Annotated in this window: 26 protein-coding genes; 19 read left to right on the top strand and 7 right to left on the bottom strand. The window is 65.2% G+C overall.

All coding sequences use genetic code 11. The features are described from left to right. Window positions 1–183 precede the first annotated feature (183 nt). The 15 genes from J7347_RS11375 to J7347_RS11305 all read left to right on the top strand — a co-directional run bounded on the left by J7347_RS11375 (window position 184) and on the right by J7347_RS11305 (window position 12,458). The gene (locus J7347_RS11375; protein ID WP_209162230.1) at window positions 184–1,356 is read left to right on the top strand and encodes a phage major capsid protein; all 1,173 of its coding nucleotides are present in this window, start codon (window positions 184–186) and stop codon (window positions 1,354–1,356) included. Window positions 1,357–1,547: 191 nt separating this feature from the next. Beyond that, the gene (locus J7347_RS11370; protein ID WP_209162228.1) at window positions 1,548–1,859 is read left to right on the top strand and encodes a hypothetical protein; all 312 of its coding nucleotides are present in this window, start codon (window positions 1,548–1,550) and stop codon (window positions 1,857–1,859) included. After that, window positions 1,856–1,999 (top strand): hypothetical protein, encoded by a 144-nt coding sequence (locus tag J7347_RS11365; RefSeq protein ID WP_209162226.1) that lies wholly within the window; start codon window positions 1,856–1,858, stop codon window positions 1,997–1,999. Before J7347_RS11370 ends, J7347_RS11365 begins: the two co-directional genes overlap by 4 nt. 10 nt (window positions 2,000–2,009) lie before the next feature. Next, window positions 2,010–2,402: a DUF3168 domain-containing protein gene (locus tag J7347_RS11360; RefSeq protein WP_209162224.1), complete on the top strand. Its 393-nt coding sequence runs from the start codon at window positions 2,010–2,012 to the stop codon at window positions 2,400–2,402. Window positions 2,403–2,646: 244 nt separating this feature from the next. Next, entirely contained in the window at window positions 2,647–3,054 is a 408-nt protein-coding gene (locus J7347_RS11355) for a phage major tail protein, TP901-1 family (protein ID WP_209162222.1), read from the top strand. A 14-nt stretch (window positions 3,055–3,068) separates the two neighbouring features. After that, window positions 3,069–3,380 carry a gene transfer agent family protein gene (locus J7347_RS11350; protein WP_209162481.1) on the top strand — a complete coding sequence of 104 codons (312 nt, stop codon included), beginning with the start codon at window positions 3,069–3,071 and terminating at the stop codon, window positions 3,378–3,380. After that, window positions 3,377–3,568, top strand: coding sequence for a phage tail assembly chaperone (locus J7347_RS11345; protein WP_209162220.1), 192 nt, complete (start codon window positions 3,377–3,379; stop codon window positions 3,566–3,568). Before J7347_RS11350 ends, J7347_RS11345 begins: the two co-directional genes overlap by 4 nt. Beyond that, entirely contained in the window at window positions 3,561–4,136 is a 576-nt protein-coding gene (locus J7347_RS11340) for a tail tape measure protein (RefSeq protein WP_209162218.1), read from the top strand. Before J7347_RS11345 ends, J7347_RS11340 begins: the two co-directional genes overlap by 8 nt. Window positions 4,137–4,286: 150 nt before the next feature. Continuing rightward, complete coding sequence (locus J7347_RS11335) at window positions 4,287–6,629, top strand: DUF2460 domain-containing protein (RefSeq protein ID WP_209162216.1); 2,343 nt, start codon at window positions 4,287–4,289, stop codon at window positions 6,627–6,629. Then, a complete protein-coding gene (locus J7347_RS11330; protein WP_209162214.1) occupies window positions 6,626–7,441 on the top strand; it encodes a DUF2163 domain-containing protein in 816 nt (271 codons plus the stop codon). The genes J7347_RS11335 and J7347_RS11330 overlap by 4 nt, the downstream gene beginning before the upstream one ends. Continuing rightward, window positions 7,438–7,860: an NlpC/P60 family protein gene (locus J7347_RS11325; RefSeq protein ID WP_209162212.1), complete on the top strand. Its 423-nt coding sequence runs from the start codon at window positions 7,438–7,440 to the stop codon at window positions 7,858–7,860. The genes J7347_RS11330 and J7347_RS11325 overlap by 4 nt, the downstream gene beginning before the upstream one ends. A 6-nt stretch (window positions 7,861–7,866) precedes the next feature. Beyond that, window positions 7,867–10,044 carry a phage tail protein gene (locus J7347_RS11320; protein WP_209162210.1) on the top strand — a complete coding sequence of 726 codons (2,178 nt, stop codon included), beginning with the start codon at window positions 7,867–7,869 and terminating at the stop codon, window positions 10,042–10,044. A 24-nt stretch (window positions 10,045–10,068) separates the two neighbouring features. Next, a complete protein-coding gene (locus tag J7347_RS11315; protein ID WP_209162208.1) occupies window positions 10,069–10,527 on the top strand; it encodes a DUF2793 domain-containing protein in 459 nt (152 codons plus the stop codon). 189 nt (window positions 10,528–10,716) lie between these two features. Then, complete coding sequence (locus J7347_RS11310; RefSeq protein ID WP_209162205.1) at window positions 10,717–11,793, top strand: OmpA family protein; 1,077 nt, start codon at window positions 10,717–10,719, stop codon at window positions 11,791–11,793. A gap of 116 nt (window positions 11,794–11,909) precedes the next feature. Beyond that, window positions 11,910–12,458, top strand: coding sequence for a superoxide dismutase family protein (locus J7347_RS11305; protein ID WP_209162203.1), 549 nt, complete (start codon window positions 11,910–11,912; stop codon window positions 12,456–12,458). A 45-nt stretch (window positions 12,459–12,503) separates the two neighbouring features. Here the strand turns inward: J7347_RS11305 and J7347_RS11300 are convergent, their stop codons facing one another. From J7347_RS11300 to J7347_RS13450, 7 genes are all read right to left on the bottom strand, one after another. Further along, window positions 12,504–14,123: an MFS transporter gene (locus J7347_RS11300; protein ID WP_233999418.1), complete on the bottom strand. Its 1,620-nt coding sequence runs from the start codon at window positions 14,121–14,123 to the stop codon at window positions 12,504–12,506. A gap of 20 nt (window positions 14,124–14,143) precedes the next feature. Next, window positions 14,144–14,854 (bottom strand): 7-cyano-7-deazaguanine synthase QueC, encoded by a 711-nt coding sequence (gene queC / locus J7347_RS11295; protein ID WP_209162201.1) that lies wholly within the window; start codon window positions 14,852–14,854, stop codon window positions 14,144–14,146. Between the two features lie 39 nt (window positions 14,855–14,893). Beyond that, window positions 14,894–15,310, bottom strand: a complete 417-nt coding sequence (locus tag J7347_RS11290) for a DUF3617 family protein (protein WP_245174052.1) — start codon at window positions 15,308–15,310, stop codon at window positions 14,894–14,896. A 97-nt stretch (window positions 15,311–15,407) separates the two neighbouring features. Continuing rightward, window positions 15,408–16,337, bottom strand: coding sequence for an Hsp33 family molecular chaperone HslO (locus tag J7347_RS11285; RefSeq protein ID WP_209162197.1), 930 nt, complete (start codon window positions 16,335–16,337; stop codon window positions 15,408–15,410). 55 nt (window positions 16,338–16,392) lie between these two features. Beyond that, window positions 16,393–17,352 carry an ornithine carbamoyltransferase gene (gene argF, locus J7347_RS11280; RefSeq protein WP_209162195.1) on the bottom strand — a complete coding sequence of 320 codons (960 nt, stop codon included), beginning with the start codon at window positions 17,350–17,352 and terminating at the stop codon, window positions 16,393–16,395. Continuing rightward, a complete protein-coding gene (locus J7347_RS11275) occupies window positions 17,349–18,542 on the bottom strand; it encodes an aspartate aminotransferase family protein (protein ID WP_209162193.1) in 1,194 nt (397 codons plus the stop codon). The genes argF and J7347_RS11275 overlap by 4 nt, the downstream gene beginning before the upstream one ends. Window positions 18,543–18,691: 149 nt before the next feature. Further along, window positions 18,692–19,468: a cold-shock protein gene (locus J7347_RS13450; protein ID WP_209162191.1), complete on the bottom strand. Its 777-nt coding sequence runs from the start codon at window positions 19,466–19,468 to the stop codon at window positions 18,692–18,694. 281 nt (window positions 19,469–19,749) lie between these two features. Here J7347_RS13450 and J7347_RS11265 point away from each other — a divergent pair, with 281 nt between their 5' ends. The 4 genes from J7347_RS11265 to J7347_RS11250 are packed head-to-tail and all read left to right on the top strand — an operon-like array spanning window position 19,750 to window position 22,367. Beyond that, the gene (locus tag J7347_RS11265; RefSeq protein WP_209162183.1) at window positions 19,750–20,574 is read left to right on the top strand and encodes a TerC family protein; all 825 of its coding nucleotides are present in this window, start codon (window positions 19,750–19,752) and stop codon (window positions 20,572–20,574) included. Continuing rightward, a complete protein-coding gene (locus J7347_RS11260) occupies window positions 20,571–21,011 on the top strand; it encodes a TIGR01244 family sulfur transferase (protein ID WP_209162181.1) in 441 nt (146 codons plus the stop codon). Before J7347_RS11265 ends, J7347_RS11260 begins: the two co-directional genes overlap by 4 nt. An 11-nt stretch (window positions 21,012–21,022) precedes the next feature. Beyond that, a complete protein-coding gene (locus tag J7347_RS11255; RefSeq protein ID WP_209162179.1) occupies window positions 21,023–21,421 on the top strand; it encodes a hypothetical protein in 399 nt (132 codons plus the stop codon). Window positions 21,422–21,431: 10 nt separating this feature from the next. Further along, on the top strand, window positions 21,432–22,367 hold the full coding sequence (locus tag J7347_RS11250; RefSeq protein ID WP_209162177.1) for a sterol desaturase family protein: 936 nt from the start codon (window positions 21,432–21,434) through the stop codon (window positions 22,365–22,367). The last annotated feature ends 12 nt before the right edge of the window (window positions 22,368–22,379 follow it).

Raw genomic sequence — 22,379 nt, 5'->3', positions numbered from 1 at the left:
GTCCGAACTCCGCGAACACATCGACACGTTTGGCCGGGAACGGTCCGCGACCAGCGGACCGCAAGCGCACGCGCGCGCCCCGCAGGTGCCCGACCGAAGGGAGGATCAGCGCCGAGGACGAACCGGCGGAGGCCGGTTCGAAACACAAAGACTCCCCGATTTTCGTCCACGAAAGGAAAGAGAATGGATTTCCAGACCACCACTCCCGACACGGCTACCACCCCCGCCCCCACCCCCGACATCGCAGAAGCCAGCTTCGACATCGTCGCACGGCAGGACCGGACCGAGGCTGAGGTCACTGCGCTCAGAACCGATGTCGAGGACGTGAAGGCCCGCGTCGATCGTATCTCCCGCGCGGCTGCCCGCCCCGCCCTCGCACCCTCCGGCCAGGAAACCGCTCCGGAAGTGAAGGGCTTCGTCGATGGCTATCTGCGCCGGGGCGCGGCGCATGAAATCAAGTCGATCAGCGGTGCGGCGCCGTCCGACGGGGGCTATGCCGTCCCGCGTCAGATCGACGCCGCCATCGCCCGTGCGCTGACCGAGATCAGCCCGATCCGGGGAATCGCGCAAGTCGTCCAGACCGGCAGCGCGGGCTATCGCAAGCTGGTGACAACTGGCGGCACGGCCTCTGGCTGGGTCAGCGAGACCGCCGCCCGCCCCGGCACCGCCACGCCCGATTTCCACGAAATCGCCCCGCCGACGGGTGAGCTTTACGCCAATCCGGCGGCATCCCAAGCCATGCTCGACGATGTCGGCTTCGACCTTCAGGCGTGGCTGGCGAGCGAGATCGCAATGGAATTCGCCCGCGCGGAAGGCGCCGCCTTCGTGAACGGGAGCGGGCTCAACCAGCCCGAAGGCTTCCTGACCGCCCCGGCAACAATCGCGGCGGACGATGCGCGAGCTTTCGGCGCGCTGCAATATATCGGCAGCGGCGATGCGGCGGGACTGGGCGCTGCGCCCGATCTCACGCTGATCGACCTCGTCCATACGCTGAAGGCAGGCCATCGCCAGGGCGCAAGCTTCGTGATGAATTCGGCGACTCTGGCCGAGGTCAGGAAGTTCAAAACCGCCGATGGCGCCTTTCTGTGGCAGCCGGGCCTCGTCGAAGGACAGCCCGACCGCCTGCTCGGCTATCCGGTGGTCGAAGCGGAGGACATGCCCGACATCGCGGCGGGTACCTATCCGATCGCCTTCGGCAATTTCCGCCACGGCTATCTGATCGCGGAACGCAGCGCGACGCAGATCCTGCGCGACCCCTTCACCAACAAGCCCTTCGTCCACTTCTACGCCACCAAGCGGGTGGGCGGCCAGGTGCTCGACGGGAATGCGATCAAGCTGCTGAAAATCGAAGCCTAAGCTTTCGTTTGGCCTCAAGCGCCGGCGGCCGCCTTCGCGGCCTTGGCTATCCTCGCGCCCGATGGCGCTGCGGGCGCGCAGTCGCGCTTGCCTCGCCTCCGGCTCGGATAGTCTTCTCGCGGCGCTGCCCGGTGGGGGAGGATTTCCCCTGTCCTCCCCCACCCCTTTTCCCCTCTTTCAAGGACCCGCCCATGCCGACACTTATCGTCGTGCCCGATCTGACGGGCGCGCCGCTCGCTGCGCTGAAGGAGTGGCTCGCGATCTCCGGCCCGCGCGAGGATGCCCTGCTGCTGCGGCTGCTGGCTGCGGGCTACGAGACATGCGCGCGCTTCGTCGAACCCAGCGCAATGCCCGCCGACTGGGCCGGGCTACCCTCCGCGCTCGCCGAAGGGATCGTCCGCTTCGCCGCCTGGCAATATCGCGAGCGGGACGGCGGGGTCGATCGCCCTCCCCCCGCCGCGATCGCGGCGCTGTGGCGGCCTTACCGGACGCTTCGCCTGTGAGCGCGCCGACACATCCGTTCGACCGCCTCGCCGCCGCGCTGACCGCGCGCGCCGAACGCCTCGCCCGCGCCCGACAGCGGCGCCCCGAAGGCCATCGCTGGCGCTCCGCCCCCTATCTCTGGCCCCTGTTCGCGAATTGAGACCCACACCATGGAAGCCCTGTTTCGCAACGATCTGATCGCCTGGCTGCGCGCCGATCCCGCGCTGACCACGCGGCTCAACGCAGTCGAGGAGGAAAGCCCCGCCGCCGCCAGCCCACCCTGGCTCGGCATCGCCGCGAGCGCGTCTGCCGACTGGAGCGGCAAGACCTTTGCGGGCCGCGAGGTGCGGGTGGCGCTCGAACTGGCGGATCGCACCGATGATGGAGCCGCGACGGCCGAGACCATCGCCCTGATCGAGCGCCGCTTGGCGACCATGGCGCCGATCCAGCAGAGCTATCGCATCGTGAGCACACACTTCCTGCGCAGCCGCGCGGAGCGGCGAGCGAAGGGATTGAGTGCGGTGCTCATAGAGTACCGGTTTCGGCTTTTAGAAGAGAATTAGTTTTTCGAAGCCACCTCCGTGGCTTCGTCCTCGGTGCTGTTCCAACCTTCGGTCGGGCACCTGCGGGCGCGCAGTCGCGCTTGCGGTCCGCTGGTCGCGGACCGTTCCCGTCAAAACATCTTGGCTTGGTCGCGGAGCTCGGACCCGCAGGGTCCGCAAGGGCGACCGCCCGCCCGCAGCGCCATCAGGCGCGAGGATATCGCACGCCGGATGGCGTGCGGAAAACAAAAAAGGAGACCTACCCATGACCGCCCAGAAAGGCGCTGCCTTCCTTCTCAAGATCGGCGATGGCGCCGCCACACCGTCCTATGAAACCGTCGCCGGGCTGCGCACCACGCAGATGAGCGTCAATATCGATACCGTGGTCGTCACGCACAAGCAGTCCGGAGGCTGGCGCGAGCTATTGTCCGGGGCGGGCACGCGGTCTGTCTCGGTCTCGGCGAGCGGGATATTCCTCGGCTCGGATGCCGAAGCGCGGGTCCGCTCCCATGCGCTGGCGGGCACGCTCGACCAGTACGAGCTGAGCTTCGAGGACGGGGCGAAGATGCGCGGGCAATTCCTTGTCCAGCGGCTCGATTATTCCGGCGATTTCAATGGCGAACGGACCTATTCCATGCAGCTGGAAAGTTCCGGCGCGGTTGTGCCGTCGTGAGCCGCGCTGAAACCATGACCGGCAGCGCGAACACACTACGCGGAGAAGCCTTACTCTCCATTGCCGGACACGAGCATCTGCTTCGTCCGACGTTCGACGCGCTGGTGCGGGCCGAAGAGGAACTCGGCCCGCTCTTCGCGCTGGTCGAGCGGGCGGGTGCCGGGCAGCTCAAACTGGCCGAGATCGCGGCGCTCTTCTGGCACTGCCTCGCCGATCGCGCCGTGCCGCGCGAACGGGTGGGCGAGGCGGTGATGGCGCTAGGCCTTGCCCGCTGCACCGCGGCGCTGCGGGTGCTGCTCGGTCAGATCCTGAAAGGCACCGGGTGACCGATTTCGCCGAAACGGCGCTGCGCCTGTCGGGCCTTGCCGCGCGAGCGCTGGGGTGGACGCCGCCTGTGTTCTGGGCCGCGACGCCGGCGGAACTCGCCGCCTGCATCGGCCAAGAAGCCGCCGATGCCGCACCGCCCGACCGTGCCGAGATCGCGGCCATGATCGAAAGGGATCGCCATGGATGACGAATTGGACCCGCTGCTGGTCGATATCCGCGCCAACACCGCCGGGTTCGCCGCCGATATCGCGCGCATGCGGGCGAGTTTCGACGGACAATTGCTGGACGGATTCGCCCGCGCGGGCGACGTGCTCGAACGCGGACTGCTCTCGGCGATCCGCAAGGGGAGCCTGGGTTTCGAGGATTTGAAGCGCGTGGCGCTCGGCGCGCTCGACCAGATCGCCGGGCAGGCGCTCCAATTGGGTCTCGACCGCGTGATGGGCGGCGGGGGCAAAAGCGGCGGGATCGGCGGGGTTCTGGCTGGGCTCCTGGCGGGCCTGACCGGCCTCCCCGGCCGCGCCACCGGCGGTCTGGTTTCGCCCGAGCGGCCCTATCTGGTCGGCGAGAGAGGCCCGGAACTGTTCGTCCCCACCAGCGCCGGGCGTGTCGAACCGAACCGCGAAGGCGCCTCGCACGGCCGTGACGTGCGCGTGAACATCGCCCTCCCCGCCACGCGCGGAGCCGAAACTCCGGTCGCGCTTCGACGCTCGGCAAGACAGATCGCGAGCGCCGTAAGACGAGCGGTGGTGGAATAATAAGAACCAAAAAGCGTGGCCAGGATCGGTCGGCGACCAGCCGACCGCAAGCGCGACCGCGCGCCCGCAGGTGTCCCGAAGCGAAGCGCAGGGAATAGCACCGAGGACGAACCGGCGGAGGCCGGTTCGCAACGAAAGGACCCAAAACTCATGCCCTTCTGGCTCGCCCGTCGTCGCGACGGGCAGGACGAGGACGCGATCCAGCGGTTCGATCCGCGGTTCTGGACCGTCAATTTCCCCCGCCCCATGATGGCAAGCGTCGTCGCCACCGCGCCCGACGCGCTGCGGGTCGACTGCGAATTCTACCACGAGGGCGAACTCGCAGGACTGATCTGGGCGAGCGAGGACGTGCTCGATCACCCCCTGCTGCGCTACACCACCGACCGCGATTATTCGCGCACCGTCCTGACCTTTCGCTGGCGTTCGGGTGGCATCGTCCCGCTCGACCAGCCGAACGGGCCGACGCTGACGATCGAGGGCCGGGATGCGAGCGGCGCGGCGCGCGTCTGGTATGTCCGATTGTGGAATTACGCGGTCGGCACGCCCGAAGACGCGATCGTCACGCTGCGCTTTTCGGACCTTCAATCGGGCTACGGCCTGCCGGGCGAGCCGGTTTATCCGTCGGATATCGACCGGATGTTCGTCAGCCTCGTGCCCGCATCCTTCGTCCCCGACAGTACGCAGACGCTTCCCGCGCGCAGCGAAGGCTGGGGGGAAATGAGCGACATCGCCTGCCATGGCGAGCGCGCGATGCTGGCCATCGGGGACGTCATGCTGCCCGCCCACGGCGAGGGGATCGCCACCGCCTACGACGACAGTTTCAACCAGACGCCCGCGCGCCTGCTGCGCACGGTGGAAGCCCTCGGCTATCGCGACCGGATCGTCCATTATGTCGGCATGAGCCATTATTTCCGGCTCGAACCGTCGGGCGGCGGCCATTACGTCAGCCTCGCGGGCGGCGTGCTGTCGCGCGTGTGCGAAGCCTGGCACCGCGCCTTCGCTGCCGAGGCCATGGCGCGCGATTTCACCGTGATCTGGTCGCTATCCTACGAACTGTTCGACGCACATTGCTGGAACGACTGGAAGCAGCGCGCCCATGACGGATCGCCTGCGCTGACCGGGTGGGTGCCGCCATCGACGCTGCTTTCGCCCGCGCATGACGGCGCGATGGGCTATCTGCGCCAGGTCGCCGCCGCTTTCGTGGCAATCGCGCTGGATGCCGGAATGTCGGTCGAATTCCAGATCGGTGAGCCGTGGTGGTGGGTCCAGCCCGAAGGCCGCAAGCCCTGCCTCTACGATGACGCCGGCAGAGCGGTTTTGGGCGACACGGCGACGCCGATATCCGACATGCGCGCGGCGATGGACGAGAGCCAGCTCGCCCTGCTCGATGCGGCGGGCGCATTGTTGGCGCAATCGACGGCGGCGCTGGCCCAGGCGGTCCGCGATGCGACTGTAGACGGCGGCGGGGGCGAGGCGGAAATCCTGCTGCTCGCCTTCACACCGACAATTCTCGATCCCGAAATGCCCGAGTTGAAGCGCGCGAACCTGCCCATCGGCTGGGCCTATCCCGCCTTCGACCGGCTGCAATTGGAAGATTACGACTGGTTGACCGGGGGTGCCACCGCCGCGCGGCGGGCGGGCTACGATCTGGTGCAGGCGCGGCTCGGCTATCCGCTGGAAGTGCAGGATTTCCTCTCCGGTTTCGTCCTGCTGGCACAGGATGCCGACCTCTATTGGCGGCGGATCGATGCGGGACTGGACGAGGCGCGCCGCCGGGGCGTTCCGCGTCGCTATGTCTGGGCGCTGCCGCAGATCGCACGCGACGGATACACGCGCCTGCCCAATCCCGACGACACTCACGAGGATGCCATGACGCCTTTCGACGATATCGCCTATCCGCTCGCGCTGGGGCGGGACGCTTCGGTCAGCCCGGAATTCTCGACCGCCGTCGCTCTGACCGCGTCGGGGCACGAGCGGCGCAATGCCCTGTGGTCGGACGCGCGGCTGCGCTTCGATGTCGGGCCGGGTATCCGCTCGGAGGACGAGCTTGGCACGCTGATCGCTTTCTTCCGCGCCCGCCACGGTCCGGCACGCGGATTTCGCCTCCGCGATCCGTTCGATTTCAGCTCGAACGGAATGACGGGAGTACCGACCGCCTTCGACCAGATCATCGGCACGGGCGACGGGCTCGCATCCGAATTCGCGCTCGTCAAAACCTATGACGAACAGACCCGCCGCATCACGCGCCCGGACGCAGGCTTGGTGCTTGTCAGCGTCGACGGCGCTGAGACGAACGAATGGACCCTTGGCACGGGCGGGAATATCCTGTTCGAAACTGGACCGCCTGCCGGCGCGATCCTGCGCGCAGGCTTCCTGTTCGACGTGCCCGTCCGCTTCGCCGAGGATCGGATCGACGTGTCTGGCCTCTCCTTCGCTGCCGGGGAAGCGCCTTCGATCCCGCTGATCGAATTGCGGGAGGAGATCTTCGCGTGAGCCGCATTTTCTTCGACCGCCCGCTCGATACGGTGGCGAGCGTCTGGCGCATCCATCGCCGCGACGGCGTGGCGCTCGGTTTCACCACGCATGATCGGGATATCTGGTCGGACGGCCTCCTCCATCGCGCAGGCCCCGGAATGGTCCCGTCCGCGATCCGTCGCACGGTCGATTTCGCCGATGACGCCGCCGAAATCGAGGGTGCGCTGTCGCACGACGCCATCCGTGAGAGCGACCTTGCCGCCAGACGCTATGATGGCGCGCGCGTGGCGGTGGGCGCGATCGACTGGGAAACGGGAGAGACGGAAATCCTCTATCGCGGCACGATCGAAAGCGTCGGGCGCGAGAACGGCAGCTTCACCGCCCGGCTGCAATCGGCGAAGGCCCTGCTGGCGCGCGACACGATCCCGCGCACCAGCCCGGGCTGTCGCGCGCGCTTCTGCGACAAAGGCTGCACTCTCTCCCCCGCCCGCTTCACACATCGCGCGGTGGCCGAAGCGATCGACCGCGATCTCGACCGGGTGCGCTTCGCCATAGCGGATCCGACGCGCTTCGCCGAAGGGGAACTGCGCTGGATCGACGGGCCACAGACCGGCCTCGCCGCGACCGTGATCGCCGCCGATGCGGACGGGCTGGTGCTCGACCGGGCTATCGATCCCGAGACCCTTCCCGGCCATCGCGTGCTCATTCGCGAAGGATGCGACCACACGATCGCGACCTGTGCCACACGCTTCACCAACGCCGCGAATTTCCAGGGCGAGCCGCACTTGCCGGGTAACGACCTGCTGACCCATTATCCGATGCCGCGATGAGCGAAACGCGCGAAGCCTTCGCGCAGGCCGCGGAAAGCCTTGTCGGTACTCCCTTCCGCCTGTTCGGACGCGATACCGCCTACGGGCTCGATTGCGTGGGATTGGTCGCGGCTGCGCTGGCGAGGTCGGGCCGATCGGTATCGGTGCCCGCCGGATACGGGCTTCGCAATGCCGATATCGCCGATTTCCTTCCCTTCGCCACACTTGCAGGCCTCAAGCCTTGCGACAGCGATCCGATCCGGGGCGACGTCCTTCTTTTGCGGCCCGGCGCGGCCCAGCACCATCTCGCCATCGCGACTGCTCCCCATATGATCGTCCACGCCCATGCCGGCCTTCGCCGGATCGTCTCTCAGCCCCTTCCCACCGACCCTGAGCCCGCCATGCCGATCCTGCGCGCCTGGCGGCTTCCAACGGAGTAGATCACCATGGCAACTCTGGTCCTCGGCGCCGTCGGCACTCTGGTCGGCGGTCCGCTCGGTGGCGCCCTCGGCGCGCTGGCCGGGCGGCAGATCGACGGCGCGATCATCGGCAGCCCCAAACGCGAAGGGCCGCGGCTCGACGAATTGAAGGTCACCACCTCCAGCTATGGCCAGCCGATCCCGCGCCATGTCGGGCGAATGCGCACGGCGGGCACGATCATCTGGGCGACCGACCTGAAGGAGCATGGCGAGACGAGCGGCGGCAAGGGTAGACCCAAGACCACGACCTATTCCTATTCGACCAGCTTCGCAGTGGCGCTCGCCTGTCACCCCATCGACGCGGTCGGGCGCATCTGGGCGGATGGAAACCTGCTGCGCGGGGCGGCGGGCGATCTCAAGACCGGCGGCCAATTGCGCATCCATCATGGCCATGGCGATCAGCTGCCGGACCCCCTGATGCAGGCAGCGCTCGGCGCGCAGTGCCCCGCCTTTCGCGGCATCGCCTATCTGGTGTTCGAAGACCTCCAGCTCGCCGATTTCGGCAACCGCATTCCGGCGCTGAGTTACGAAGTGTTCGCCGGGAGTGGCGCGGCAACAGTCGGCGTGCTGGCGCGCGAGGCCGGCATCGCGGCGGACCCTGCGCTGATGCTGCCGCAGATCGAAGGGTTCACGCAGATGGGCGAAGCGCCGATCCAGACGCTCGCTTTCCTCGATACGGTCGTGCCGATGGTGCCCGTCGCATCGCCGGATGGATTGCGGCTCGACGCGCCGCCTCCGCCCGAGACCGCACGCGACCTCGGCCCCTTCGCAGACTGGGCCGATGGCGAATTTGCGGCGCAGGGCGGTGTTCGCAGCGAAAGCGCGGCGCCTTCGCCAACGCGCTTCGCCGGGGTTCGCTATTACGATGTCGAGCGCGATTACCTTCCCGGTGTCCAGCGCGCCATCGCCCGGCCCGAAAGGACCGGCCACGATCTGATCGATCTGCCGATCGCCACCTTTGCCGAAGGCGCGCGCCAGCTCGGTCGGACGATCCAGCGCCGGGAGGACGAGCGACGCTCGCGTCACTTCGTGCGCCTTGCGGAGCTCGATCCATCGCTTATGCCGGGTGCCCGCGTCCGCATCCCCGGTCGTGCGGGGGTCTGGAGCGTCGTCGCCTGGGAATGGCGCGAGAAAGGCGTCGAACTCGAACTGCATCGCCTCGCTTTTACGCAAGCACAGCTTCCCGCGCCCGCCAGCCAGGGCCTGCCCTGGTCGCCGCCCGATCGGGGTGCGGGCGCAACTCTGCTCGAGGCTTTCGAACTGCCGTGGGACGGTTACGGCGCACCCGATATCGGAACCGTCCATGCGGCCGTCAGCGCGAGCGAGGGCCGCTGGGCGGGTGCGGCACTCTACGCCGAAAGCGGCGGCGCTCTTAAGTCGCTCGGCCCGAGTTCGAGCCTGCGCGCCATCGTTGGAAGCCTCGCAGAACCGTTACGCGGCTCACCGGCGTTGATGATGGAAACGGGCGCACCGCTCGTGCTCGATCTCGCGAGTGAAGACATGCAGCTCAATTCCGCCACCATGGAGGCCGTCGCCTTGGGCGCGAATCGGCTTATGCTTGGCGAGGAAGTCCTGCAATTCGTCCACGCGGAGCAGATCGGACCCCGGCGATGGGCGCTTACTGGGCTACTGCGCGGTCGGCTTGGGACCGAACACGCGGCGCGGGACGGCCATGCGGTCGGCGCTCGAATGGCGCTGCTCGACGAGCGTATTCTGGCGTTGGATCCTCAACACACGCTATCCGTCGATCGGATCGCCGCAATCGGCACAGCCGAAGACGAGCCGGTCTACGCTTCCATCCGCGCCCGCGGATCGGCTGCCGCACCCCCGTCGCCCGTGCATCCGCGCGTGACGATGGCGGCGGACGGGACGTTGTCGCTGGCGTGGACACGCCGCATCCAGGGGGGCTGGCGCTGGAATGACGGGGGAGAGGGTCCGCTCATCGACAAAGACGAGCTCTACGAGGTCGGCGTCGGCCCGGTCGCAGCACCAAAGGCTCTTTGGCAGACATCCACGCCGTCGCTCGCGATCTCCGGATCGGAGCGCTCCGCCCTCGCGACGTCAGCGCCGGAAAGCGTGGTCTGGGTTCGCCAGGTCGGTACCCATGCCCGTTCCGTGCCGCTCGCGCTGACCACCCTTTCCTGATTTCACTTCGAAGAGGATTCCCCCATGACCGATCCCATCGCGCTCGGCGTGCGTACGCCGCGCCATTCCCTGCCGCTTCTCTATCCCGGCCAGGCTCAGAAGGAAGTGTTCGTGAACGAAGCGCTCGCGCGGCTCGATGCGCTTGCCCAGCCAGTCATTACCTCTACCCTTTCGGCTCCTCCCGCGACCCATGCGGCGGGCGATACGTTTCTCGTCGCCGACCCAGCCAGCGCGGAATGGACCGGTCAGGAGGGCTCTCTCGCGATCTCGCAGGATACGCACTGGGAATTCCAGGTTCCTTACGAAGGGATGCGGATTTTCGATCGGGAACAAGAAACCATCCGCATTTGGCGGGGCGGCTGGAGCCTTTCGCCCCCGATCCCCGACCCAGCCGGGGGGGCGGTTGTCGACGACGAAGCGCGTGGCGCTATTGCAACACTTCTGGAAAGTCTTCGGGCTCTCGGTATTCTTCCCGCGAATTAAGGGAACTTGAAATGGGGGGGCTCGTTTGCAGCTATCGAGACGGACATCCCGCCTGAATTAAAAGACAATGGCGCAGTTTAGCGACTATCTTGCAACAGTTCACGCCTACGTCCGGCTTGCCACCCGTGAGGGGAAAAGTTACAGAACCCGCCACTCGGTGGCTCTAATTCGCAATAAGGGGAATTTATAATGCGGAAACTCGTCATAGGAATGGCGATGGCCTCTACGGCCCTTGCTTCGCCTGCCCTTGCACGTGACGGCGCTTGGTACGTCGGCGTGGAAGCAGGTCCGATGATCGTCGAAGATACGACTTTCGACATCGGTGCGACCGGAGACGTCGCCAGTGTCGATTACGACTACGGCTTCGATGCCGGTGGTTTCGTCGGCTACGATTTCGGTCCGGTTCGCATCGAAGCCGAAGCGCGCTATGCCGAAGCCAATATCGACCAGGTTACTGTCGGTAACACGGGCTTCCTCGCTTCGAACATTCGCGCCGGTTCGGGCGTCTATCCCGCCAGCGGCCAGATCGATTCGCTCGCGTTCATGGTGAACGGCCTTGCCGATTTCGGTCCCGATGATGGCCTTCAGGGCTTTGTCGGCGGTGGTGTTGGCGTAGCCCGCACGGGTCTCGAAGCTCGCATCACGCAGAGCGGCCCCGCCGGTATCGACGATTCGGACACCGACTTCGCATGGCAGATCCTTGCCGGCGTTCGCGCTCCGCTGACCGACAATATCGACGTCGGCCTGAAGTATCGCCTGTTCAATGCGGAAAACGTCCTTCTGACCGATGCGCTTGGCCGTTCTTTCCAGGAAGACGTCCGTTCGCACTCGCTGATGGGTACGCTGACCTACAACTTCGGTGCGCCGGACGTCGTGGCTCCGCCGCCGCCTCCCCCGCCGCCGCCGGCTCCGGCTTGTGAATCGGGTCCGTACATCGTCTTCTTCAACTGGGACAAGTCGGACATCACTCCGGAAGCAGCGTCCATTCTGGACAACGCGGTTTCGGCCTACGCCAATTGCGGCATGGCTTCGGTCATGCTCGCCGGCTACACCGACACCTCGGGCTCGGCACAGTACAACGTCGGCTTGTCCGAGCGTCGTAACGCTTCGGTCCGCGATTACCTGACGGCGCGTGGCGTCCCGGGTGGCCGCATCACCAGCGAAGGCTTCGGTGAAACGAACTTGCGCGTTCCGACCGCCGACGGCGTCCGCGAACTGCAAAACCGTCGTGTGGAAATCACCTACGGTCCGGGTTCGGGCATGTAAGCCCAACGCCTAGCGTTGAAATGATTGAGGGGCCGGAGCAATCCGGCCCCTTTTTCGTTGCTCCACTGTGAATGCGCTTATCGCGCCATCCCAACCTTCCTATCGGAGCACTCTTTATGACCCTGAAACCGTTCCTCGCACTTACGGGCACTGTTGCCCTTCTGGCCGGTACGGCGGCCTGCACCACCATGTCGGATGGAAACGAAATGGTTGGCGAAACGCTCGGCGTCGCCAATCTGATGCTTGCCAACGGCGCTTCTGCCGGAACTGCTACGCTGATGCGCGACGGTGACGACTTCGCGGTTGCGATCCGCGGCATGGGCCTGCAACCCGGCGCGAAAGGCTTCCACCTACACACAACCGGCCGCTGCGAGGCACCGGACTTCACAAGCGCGGGCGGTCATCTCAATCCCGGCAATCGCAGTCACGGACGGCTCGATCCCCAAGGTCCGCATCTCGGCGATATGACCAACCTTCAGGTAGGCGCGGACGGAATGGTCACGGCGACTGTCGAGGTGCCCGATGTGCGCAACGACACGCTGGCACAGATCTTCGACGCTGACGGCACGGCAGTGATGATCCATTCCGGACCGGACGATTATCGCACCGATCCATCGGGCGATGCCGGCTCGCGCGAGGCCTGCGGTGTGCTCGTCCGCAGCTAATCGTCAGAGGACCTTCCTAAAGCGAAATGTTCGGGCGAGGGGTATTCAGACCGCCTCGCCCGCTTCGCGTGCACGCTCGACCACGCTGGCACCCGCCTCCGGAACCAGCTTCAGGGCGGTGAACAGGAGCGCGAGCCCGAAAGGTACCGCTACGAAGGTCGACAGGACACCGAGCGAAAGATTGTCACCGTTCGCTGCCGATACGTATCCGGCCATGAAGGGTCCGAGCCCGAGACCGACGAGCGTGGTGGCCAGGAAAAAGATCGCCGTCGCCATACCTCTCATCCGCGGCAGGACCAGCGCCTGGCTTGAAGCGGCTGCGGCGCCAAGCGCCGATGCAATCAGCAGATTGCCGATGAAGCTGAAGATATAAAAGATCGTGACGTTATCGGTCGTGAAGGCGATAGCCACGAAGGGCAGCGGCACAATCAGACCGAAAAGCACGACCCAGATCCTCCCGGCAGGCCGCCGTTCGAGCAGGAAATCGGCCATGCGACCGCCCAGGATGACGCCAAGAAAACCGGCGACTGCTGCCGGAGCGCCGAGGAACCAACCAAGATCGGACTTCGCCGCACCGAGCGCCCGCTCCGCATAGGGCGCGCCCCAGTAAGAAGCGGAGTAAGCCATGAATGCCACCATCCCATAGCCCAGCACCACGCACAGGAAGGCTGGCGATCCCCAGGTCAGCGAGAAAGTCGGAAGATCGCGCGCCTTGAGGCCCATTGCCCAGCTGAACACAGCGTAATAGCCGACCCCGAGAAACAACCATTGATCCGATACGAGGCCGGGGGCGCCGAGGAAATTCATCAGCGTGGAACTGGCGGGAACGAGCTGGGTCAGCACCAACGCCAGAATCGCGAAACCAGCGAGGCCCGCGAGGTTGATGAACAGCGCCCGGCTGCCGCGCGCAGCGGCGCCGAAGATCGTGAAGGGCGGGATCACCTGGAAAAGCTCGCGCAGGAAACCGCGGAAGGGTTCGGGATCTTCTGGCGTCTCCAAACCGTCGATCGCGCCGCGAACCGGCTCTTTCAAGGTCAGCACCCAAAGCGCCAGAAGAAGGCCGGGAATACCAACGCTCAGGAAAGCAGCCTGCCAACCGACGATGCCGTAAGGCCCGCCGCCGGGATAGGCCGCATTCCAGTTTTCGACGATCAGCCCTCCGATCAGCAGCGAGATTCCGCCGCCGATGTAAAGGCCGGAGGAATAGATCGCCAGCGCGGTGGCGCGCAGGCGGGCTGGGAACCAGTCCGAGATCAACGAATAGGCCGACGGACTGGCCGTCGCTTCACCCACACCGACCCCGATCCGTGCCACGGTGAGCGTGGAGGCATTCTTGGCGAAACCGGACAGCGCGGTCATCGTGGACCACAAGGCGAGGCCGATGCTCATCAGACGAACGCGCTTCCAGCTATCGGCCAGCTTGCCGAGCGGAATACCGAAAAGCGCATAGAAGACAGCGAACGCCGTTCCATACAAAAAGCCTAGATAGTCGTCTTCGACTCCGAGGTCGGCCTTGATGTCGTTAGCCAGGATCGAGAGGATCTGCCGGTCGATGAAATTCAGGACATAGACCAGCACCAGGACGCCGAGGGCATACCAGCTATATGCGGGCACCTTCGCGTTCGGATCGATCGGTGTCTTCTCCGGACGCACGACATCGTCGATCTTGCTCAAGCCTTCTCTCCCTAACCCGAATTATCCTCTTGATAGGGAGTGGTATCGACAACCCCCGCTTCGGCAAAGCCTTTTCGCCGTAGTCTGCAGGAATCGCAGACGCCGCAGGCGATCCCCGAAGGCGCCGGATCGTAGCACGACCAGCTCCACGCCGGATCGAGGCCCAGCCTGTGGCATTCGCTCGCAATGTCGGACTTGGTCAGGAATTGCAGCGGCGCATGAATGGTGAAAGGCTCCCCCTCGACGCCCTGCTTCGTCCCGAGCCGCGCGGTTTCGGCGAAGCTGGCGATGAATTCAGGGCGGCAATCGGGGTAGCCCGAATAATCGAGCGCATTGACGCCGATGAAGATATCCCGCGCATGGCTCGCCTCGGCAAAGGCCGTCGTCAGCGCGAGAAAGACGAGATTGCGGGCTGGTACGTAAGTAACCGGGATCGCCCCCTCCTCGACACCCGATTTCGGAACGTCGATATCGTCGGTGAGCGCCGAGCCCCCGAACTGACGCAGATCGAGGGGCAGCACGACATGCCGAGCGACGCCCAGCCGCCGTGCGATATCACGCGCTGATTCGAGCTCGCGCCGGTGCCGTTGTCCGTAATCGACGCTGAGCGCGTGCACCGCAAAGCCCTGCTCGCGCGCCAGAGCGGCGACGACCATGGAGTCGAGGCCGCCCGACAACAGAATTACGGCGGGAGGAGCGGTGGTCGAAGGAGTGTTGGCCATAGGGGCGGCGCTACGCCGCTCGGGACGGCGCTTCAAGTATCAGCGACAGGAGCCGACACGGCGCGCTTCGGCGGCAAACTGAAATGGCTTTCCGCCTGCAATGCCCTGACCGTCGATCTGCGCCAGAGTGGCGGTCTCGCGCCGGATATGCGTCCGGCCATAGCCGTCGCCGCGGCAGGTGTACTGCACCGTCACCTCGTTCGCGCCGTCCTCCACGACAAACCGGTTGCAGGCGGCGCCGCGATGGCGGATCTGGATCAGCTCGCTACCGTCGCGCACGCAGATCGAACGAGCCATATCGCCCTCGCGGCCACGGATTTCCCACAGGCCGGGCGTGAGCTTCGACAGCATCTGGAGCGAGGATTGCGCAGTCGCCGGAGCGAATGCAATCACGCTCGCCGAAACGCCGACGAGGATCGACGCAAGGACGCCCAATTTACGAACAGTTTTGGCCATAGCCATTCTCCAAGCTGCGACCACCCTACTCTTGTAGGTGAAATCGTGCCGTTTGTCCTCTCGGTCTATGAAAAGGCTTCGCGGGTCGACCAGCGTTTCAGGCGGCGATCGGGAAGCTCCGCGAACAGAATGCGCAATCGACGAGAATGATCCCGTCTTCATTGCGCATTTCCTGACGATCCTTTTCGGAGAAGCGCGACAGCACCTTCTCATAATGGTCGCTGGTGCAGCGGCATCCACGAACGAGATGCGGACCGCGCGTGACGCGCACCGCATCCTCTTCGTGGAACAACCGCCAGACAATCGCGTCCATCGACAAACCGGTGTCGAGCAATTCCTCGTGCCGGATCGATCCCGCCATCACTGCGACGTGCTCCCATTCGGGATGGTCGAGGCGGACGTGCAGACGCTCCCGCCCTTCCTCGCCGTCCGGAAGGTGCTGAACCAGCAGGCCTGCGGCCCGGCAACCATCCGATCCCGAGGCTATCGCCACGCGGATCAGAGTGGGCACCTGTTCGGACTGGACGAAATAGCTTTGGCAGGCTTCGGCCAGACTATCGCCTTCGAGCGGAACGATCCCTTGATAGCGCCCCTGTTCGCCCGGCAGGTCGAAGGTGAGCGCCAGATATCCGGCCCCGAACAAGGCGAAAAGCGAAGGATTCGCACCCAGTTCGACGAGGCGATCTGCGTCGAAATCGACATAGCCGCGCAAGGCGCCATCCTTGTAATCGCACACGAGCAGGCTCACCGGCCCGGCTTGTGTCTGCGCCTGCATGGTGACTTGCGCGCCCTCGTCCTTCAGTAGCGATCCGACCAGTGCGATCAGCACCAGCGCCTCGGCCAGAAGGTGCGTGATCGGCGGCGGATAGTCATGCGCCGAGAGGACTTCATCCAGCACCGCATCGAGCCGCACGGCGCGGCCGCGCGCATGCTGCGAAGGGATCATGAAGCCGAGCACTTGCCCGGCAAATATTTCTGGTAGCGGGTTTTCGGCAGGCAATTGCGGGGCGGTCTTCTTTTCCGTCATTCCAGCCATATGGGGACCGATCGGCCCGCTGAGAAGACCGCCACGAGAACCGCGCTCAAAGCTGGCCGAAGCACCAGCGCAGGATCGATTTCTGCGCGTGGATACGGTTTTCCGCCTCGTCGAACACCACCGATTGCGAGCCTTCGAACACGTCTTCGCTCACTTCGTCGCCGACATGGGCAGGCAGGCAGTGAAGGAAAAGCGCGTCGGACTTGGCCGCTTCCATCAGCCGGGCATCGACGCGAAACGGCTCCATCGCCTTGAGCTTATCCTCGGCATGGGCCTGACCCATCGAAACCCAAGTGTCGGTCACGAGGACATCCGCCCCGCGCGCCGCCGCCTCGGCATCCTGAGTGAGCGTAATCGTTGCCCCGCTATTACGGGCCATTTCCACGAACTCGCCATCCGGCTCGTAACCTGGGGGCGTCGCGACGCGTACGTTGAACTTCATCAATCCCGCCGCTTCGAGAATCGAATGCAGCACATTGTTGCCGTCTCCGAACCAGGCGAGTTCGAGACCGGGCAGAGCCTTGCCATGCTCCACCAGCGTCAGCAGATCGGCGACGATCTGGCAGGGGTGCGAGCGATCGGTGAGGCCGTTGATGACGGGGACATGCGCATGATGCGCCAGCTCCTCGGCCTTGGCGTGATCGTCCGTGCGGATCATGATCGCATCCACCATGCGGCTCAGCACGCGCGCGGTATCGGCGATGCTTTCCCCTCGCCCCAACTGGCTGGTACCGGCATCGAGGATCAGGGCCGAACCGCCCAATTGGCGCATGCCGATGTCGAAACTGACTCGCGTGCGCGTCGATGCTTTTTCGAAGATCATCCCCAGGACATGGCCAGCCAGCGGAGCGTCGGCGTCAGCCTTGCCCTTGGGCCATCCTGCGCGTGCAGCCTTCCGATCGATCGCGTCGCCGATCATAGCCGCGATCGCATTGCCGCCCGCATCGGACAGGTCGAGGAGATTGCGCACGGTCGGCGCGAGATCGAGAGGCTGCTCCTTCGTCATCCCGCAGCTTCCGGATCGTAGCTCGCCGCGCCGGCCGACAGCTTGTCGAGAAATTCGTCGAACTCGGCTTCGTCAGCCACGAGCGGCGGCAGGACGCGCAGCGTCTGATCGCCCGCCGCCACGGTCAGCAGCTGGTGATTGTCGCGCAGGTGGACGAAGAAGGGGCGGCTCTCCACCTTCATACGGATGCCGAGCATCAGACCCATGCCACGCACACAATCGAACAGATCGGGATAATTACCGATGAACTGTTCGAGACGGCTGCGCAGCCGCTCGCCCTTGGCGGTCACCTCGGACAGGAATGTCTCGTTCGCGACGGTGTCCATCACCGCCTGGCCCGCCGCCATGCCCAGCGGATTGCCGCCATAGGTCGATCCGTGCGTCCCGAACACCATCCCTCGGGCTGCCTTTTCGGTGGCGAGACAGGCGCCGAGCGGGAAGCCGCCGCCGATGCCCTTGGCGCTGGCCATAACGTCGGGCTCGATTCCGTAGGCTTCGTGCGCATAGAGCTTGCCGGTGCGGGCGACACCGCACTGGACCTCGTCCAGCACCAGCATCAGATCATGTTCGTCGCACAGGGCCCGCAGGCCGGTCATGAATTCGCGGCTTGCCGGGCGGATGCCGCCCTCGCCTTGGATCGGTTCGACCAGGAAGCCAGCCGTCTTCGGCCCGATCAACGCCTTCGCCGCTTCGAGATCATCGAACTCGCAATAGACGAAGCCGGGCAGCAAAGGCTGGAAACCCTTGTGCATCTTTTCCTGATTGGACGCGCTGATGGTCGCCATGGTGCGGCCGTGGAACGCGTTGGTGAAGGTGATCAGCTCGGTGCGATTCGAATCGCCGTCTTCGTGCTGATGATAGGCGCGCGCGGTCTTGATGGCGGTCTCAACCGCCTCGGCGCCCGAATTGGTGAAGAAGACCGTATCGGCAAAGGTGTTGTCGACGAGCGTCTGGGCCAGCTTCTCGCCCTGTGGACTGCCATAGAGGTTCGAGACATGCATCAACGTTTCCGCTTGGCGCTGGATCGCACCGATCAGCGCATGGTGCGAATGGCCGAGCAGATTGACCGCGATTCCGCTGGCGAAATCGAGATAGCGCGTGCCATCCTCGTCGATCAGATGGCAGTTATCACCCCGGACCGGGCGTACACCGCAACGGGGATAGACAGGCATCAGCGGCGAAATCGACATTTGCATCTCCGGAAATTCTCATGGCTCGGTAGCATCCCGAACGAGAAATGGCGGCCCCCGAGAGGAACCGCCATTCTCGTTTGCTCGGCGTTCTATGGTCTCGCGCCTGCCCGGTCAAACGGGGGCGCGGGACCGTCCCGGCTCGCTCCTCAGTCGGAAGCGGGGACCAGGTTGACCGCCGAGTACTTGCCGCGTCGGTCCACTTCGAGATCGAACGTGTAGCGCTCGCCTTCGTTGATCCCGGCAAGGCCGGAGCGCTCGACGGCGCTGATGTGAACGAACGCATCGGGCTGGCCGTCATCCCGCGTGAGGAAGCCGAAGCCCTTCATCGCGTTGAAGAACTTGACCGTACCGGTTGCCTTTTCACCCGTCAGATCGCGCTTGGGCGGGCCACCGGCATTGCCGGCGGGCACCACGTCGCCCACGATCTGGAGATCCTGGGCGGACACCTTGCCGCCGCGATCGACCAGGTTGAATTCGAGCTCCTGCCCTTCGCCCAGACCTTCGAGGCCGGCGCGTTCGACGGCGCTGATGTGGACGAAGATATCTTCGCCCCCGCCATCCTGCTGGATGAAGCCAAAACCCTTCTGTGCGTTGAAGAACTTTACAGTGCCCTTGCCGGTGCCGACGACCTGTGCGGGCATGCGGTTACCACCGCCGCCACCGCCACCGCCACCGCCGCGGAAACCACCACCGCCGCCGCCGCCGCCGAAGCCGCCACCGCCGCCCCGGTCGTCACCGCCGAAGCCGCCTCCGCCACCGCGATAGCCGCCACCGCCGCCGCGATAGCCGCCGCCACCGCCGCCGTAGCCGCCCCGGTCGTCACCGCCGAAGCCGCCGCCCGGAGGTCCGCCGAAGGGATCGTAATCTTCTCCGATGCCGTCGCGCTTGTCCCGTCCCCGTCGACGGCCTTTATCGTAACCCATAACTCAACATATACCTTGTCGCGCCGCCCCGTCGTGAATGCGCCGGATCGAGGGCCGCGAATGCGAACCGGCGCGCAGCGGCCATGCCCGAAAAGGCAAATCCGCCCCATTATCGAATCCCTCATAGCGACAATTCGAACGATACGCGAACGATTTAGCGCCGATGAACAAATTGGCGCATCATTATGACATTTTCGCCAATCTTCGTGGCTAGTATTGCAACCTATCTCTCATGCCGCTTGGCGATTGCGTTGTTCAGCGAAGCCGGGCATTCGCACGGTATGGACATTATCGCGCTTCTTTCCGATCCCGCCGCCTGGCTTGCCCTGCTCACGCTCATCGCACTCGAAGTCGTGCTGGGGATCGACAATCTCATCTTCATCGCAATCCTGTCGAACAAGCTGCCCGAACACCAGCAGCAGCGCGCACGGCGGATCGGGCTTTCGCTGGCGCTGATCATGCGAATCGGAATGCTGATGCTGATCGGCTGGCTGGTGACCTTGCAGACGCCCCTATTCGATCTCGGCATCAGAGGCGCGCCGAACGAATATGGGGAGCCGAGCTTCGACACCGCGTTTTCCGGGCGCGATCTGATCCTGCTCGTCGGGGGGCTGTTCCTGCTGTGGAAGGCGACCAAGGAGATCCATCACTCGATGGAGCCAGAAGACGATTCGGGCGATCTGCTGGACAAGACGCCCGGCAAATCCCCCACGGTGGGCGATGCGGTCAAGGCGAGTTTCGGCACGGTGATCGCGCAGATCGTCGCCATCGATCTCGTCTTCTCGGTCGATTCGATCCTGACCGCCGTGGGCATGACCGACGATATCCCGATCATGGTCGCCGCCGTGGTCATCACCGTGGGCATCATGATGGTGGCCGCCGATCCGCTGGCGAACTTCATCGAGAAGAACCCGACGCTGGTGATGCTGGCGCTCGCCTTCCTCGTTATGATCGGCGTGGTGCTGATTGCCGACGGGTTCGGCTTCCATGTGCCCAAGGGCTATATCTACGCGGCCATGGGCTTTTCGGTCGGAGTCGAGATCCTCAACATCGTCCAGCGCAACCGCCGTCAGAAGCAGCGGGCCGCACAGGAGATTTCCGCATGAGCGACTTCAAACCGATTGCCGGAGGCTTCCTGGCCGCAGGGCAGATCGAACCTGCGGATATCGCGCAGGCGAAACAGGCGGGCGTGGTGGCTGTGGTCAACAATCGCCCGGATGGCGAGGTGCCGGACCAGCCGCCGGGCGAGGCGATCCGTGCAGCGGCGGACGAAGCGGGCCTTGCCTATACTGCGATCCCGATCGGGCCGAACGGCTTCGGTCTGGAAGATGTCGAAGCGCTGGCCAGCGTGCTCGACACGGCAGACGGACCGGTACTCGGTTTCTGCCGGACCGGCACTCGCTCGACACTGCTCTGGGCGCTCGTTCAGGCCCATAAAGGTCGCGACCTCGACGAAGTGGCGGGCGAAGCGGCTGAGGCGGGCTATGACGTCTCGCCGGTCCGTCCCGCGATGGACCAGCTCGCCGCCCGCGCCCGCTCCTGATTTCGCAAGCGGTGGGACTTTCGCCCGACCTGCTGCGTTTTGCCGGATCGCTCATCGCGATCCTCTTGCTCGCGGGCCTGGCCTGGTCGCTCAAACTAGGGCCGCAGCGCAGGCTGGATAGCGACGACGCAGCGCGCGAGGCGGGCCGTGAGGCGCTGGACGGATTCGAGCCCGTCGCTTTGGCCCGCGATCGCGAAGGCGGCGCCGCCCTGCTGCGCGATGCCGACGATCGCCTTCTCCTGATTCGCCAGCACGGCGCTCACTTTGCCGGGCGCCTGCTGGACACCAGGGCGAGTGCCCGGATTGAGGAGGGAGCGCTTATCGTGGACTGTGGCGAGCGGCGCTACGGCGCGGTGCGGCTCGCCATCGCCGATCCCGAAACTTGGAGAGCCGCAATCGCGCGCCTATAACCGCGCGACGATGCCGGATTTCTCGCCCACCGAACTCGCCGTGCCCGGCTTCATCGCTCTGGTTCTCGTCGAGATGATCTGGGCGTGGCGCAAACGGCGTGAGGCGTACGAGCCGCGCGACACGCTCACCAGCCTCGCCTTCGGGCTGGGCAGCACGGTGGCCGGGCTGCTGACCGGCGGCCTCTTCCTCGCACTCTTCCTGTGGGCGTGGCAGTTTCGTGCATTCGACATCCCCTGGAGCTGGTGGGCCTTCGCGCTGTGCTTCGTGCTCGACGATCTGGCCTATTACTGGGTCCACCGCTTCGGCCATCGGGTGCGCTGGTTCTGGGCCAGCCACGTCAATCACCATTCCAGCCAGCACTACAATCTCTCGACCGCGCTGCGCCAGAGCTGGACCGGTTTCCTGACGCTGGGCTTCGCTTTCAAGCTGCCGCTGGTGCTGATCGGATTTCACCCCGGGATGATCGCGATCTGCGCGGGCTTCAATCTGATCTATCAGTTCTGGATCCACACCGAAGCGATCGATAAAATGCCGCGCTGGTTCGAAGCGGTGATGAACACCCCCAGCCATCACCGCGTCCACCACGCCACCAATCCGCGCTATCTCGACCGCAATTACGCAGGCGTCTTCATCGTGTGGGACAGACTGTTCGGCACGTTCGAACCGGAGAGCGACGAAGAGCGCATCCGCTACGGCATCGTGAAACAGCTCGGCAGCTTCAATCTGGTCTGGGCGGTCTTCCACGAATGGGTCGGGATCGCCGACGACGTATGGCGCGCACCCTGGCGGCACAAATTGTCGTATCTGCTGCGCGAACCCGGCTGGAGCCACGACGGCAGCCGCGCGACGTCCGATCAGATCCGCGCAGACTGGATCGCGCGATCCGAGGCCGCGAACAAGGTTGCAGTCGAAAACGCGATTGCCGAGACGCGAAAGCCTACCTAACCTCCCGATCCA

The organism is Erythrobacter sp. A6_0 (assembly GCF_017744235.1).
Lineage (GTDB): Bacteria > Pseudomonadota > Alphaproteobacteria > Sphingomonadales > Sphingomonadaceae > Qipengyuania.
Note: the sequence above shows the minus strand (reverse complement) of the source record. Positions and strands in the feature narration are given on the sequence as shown.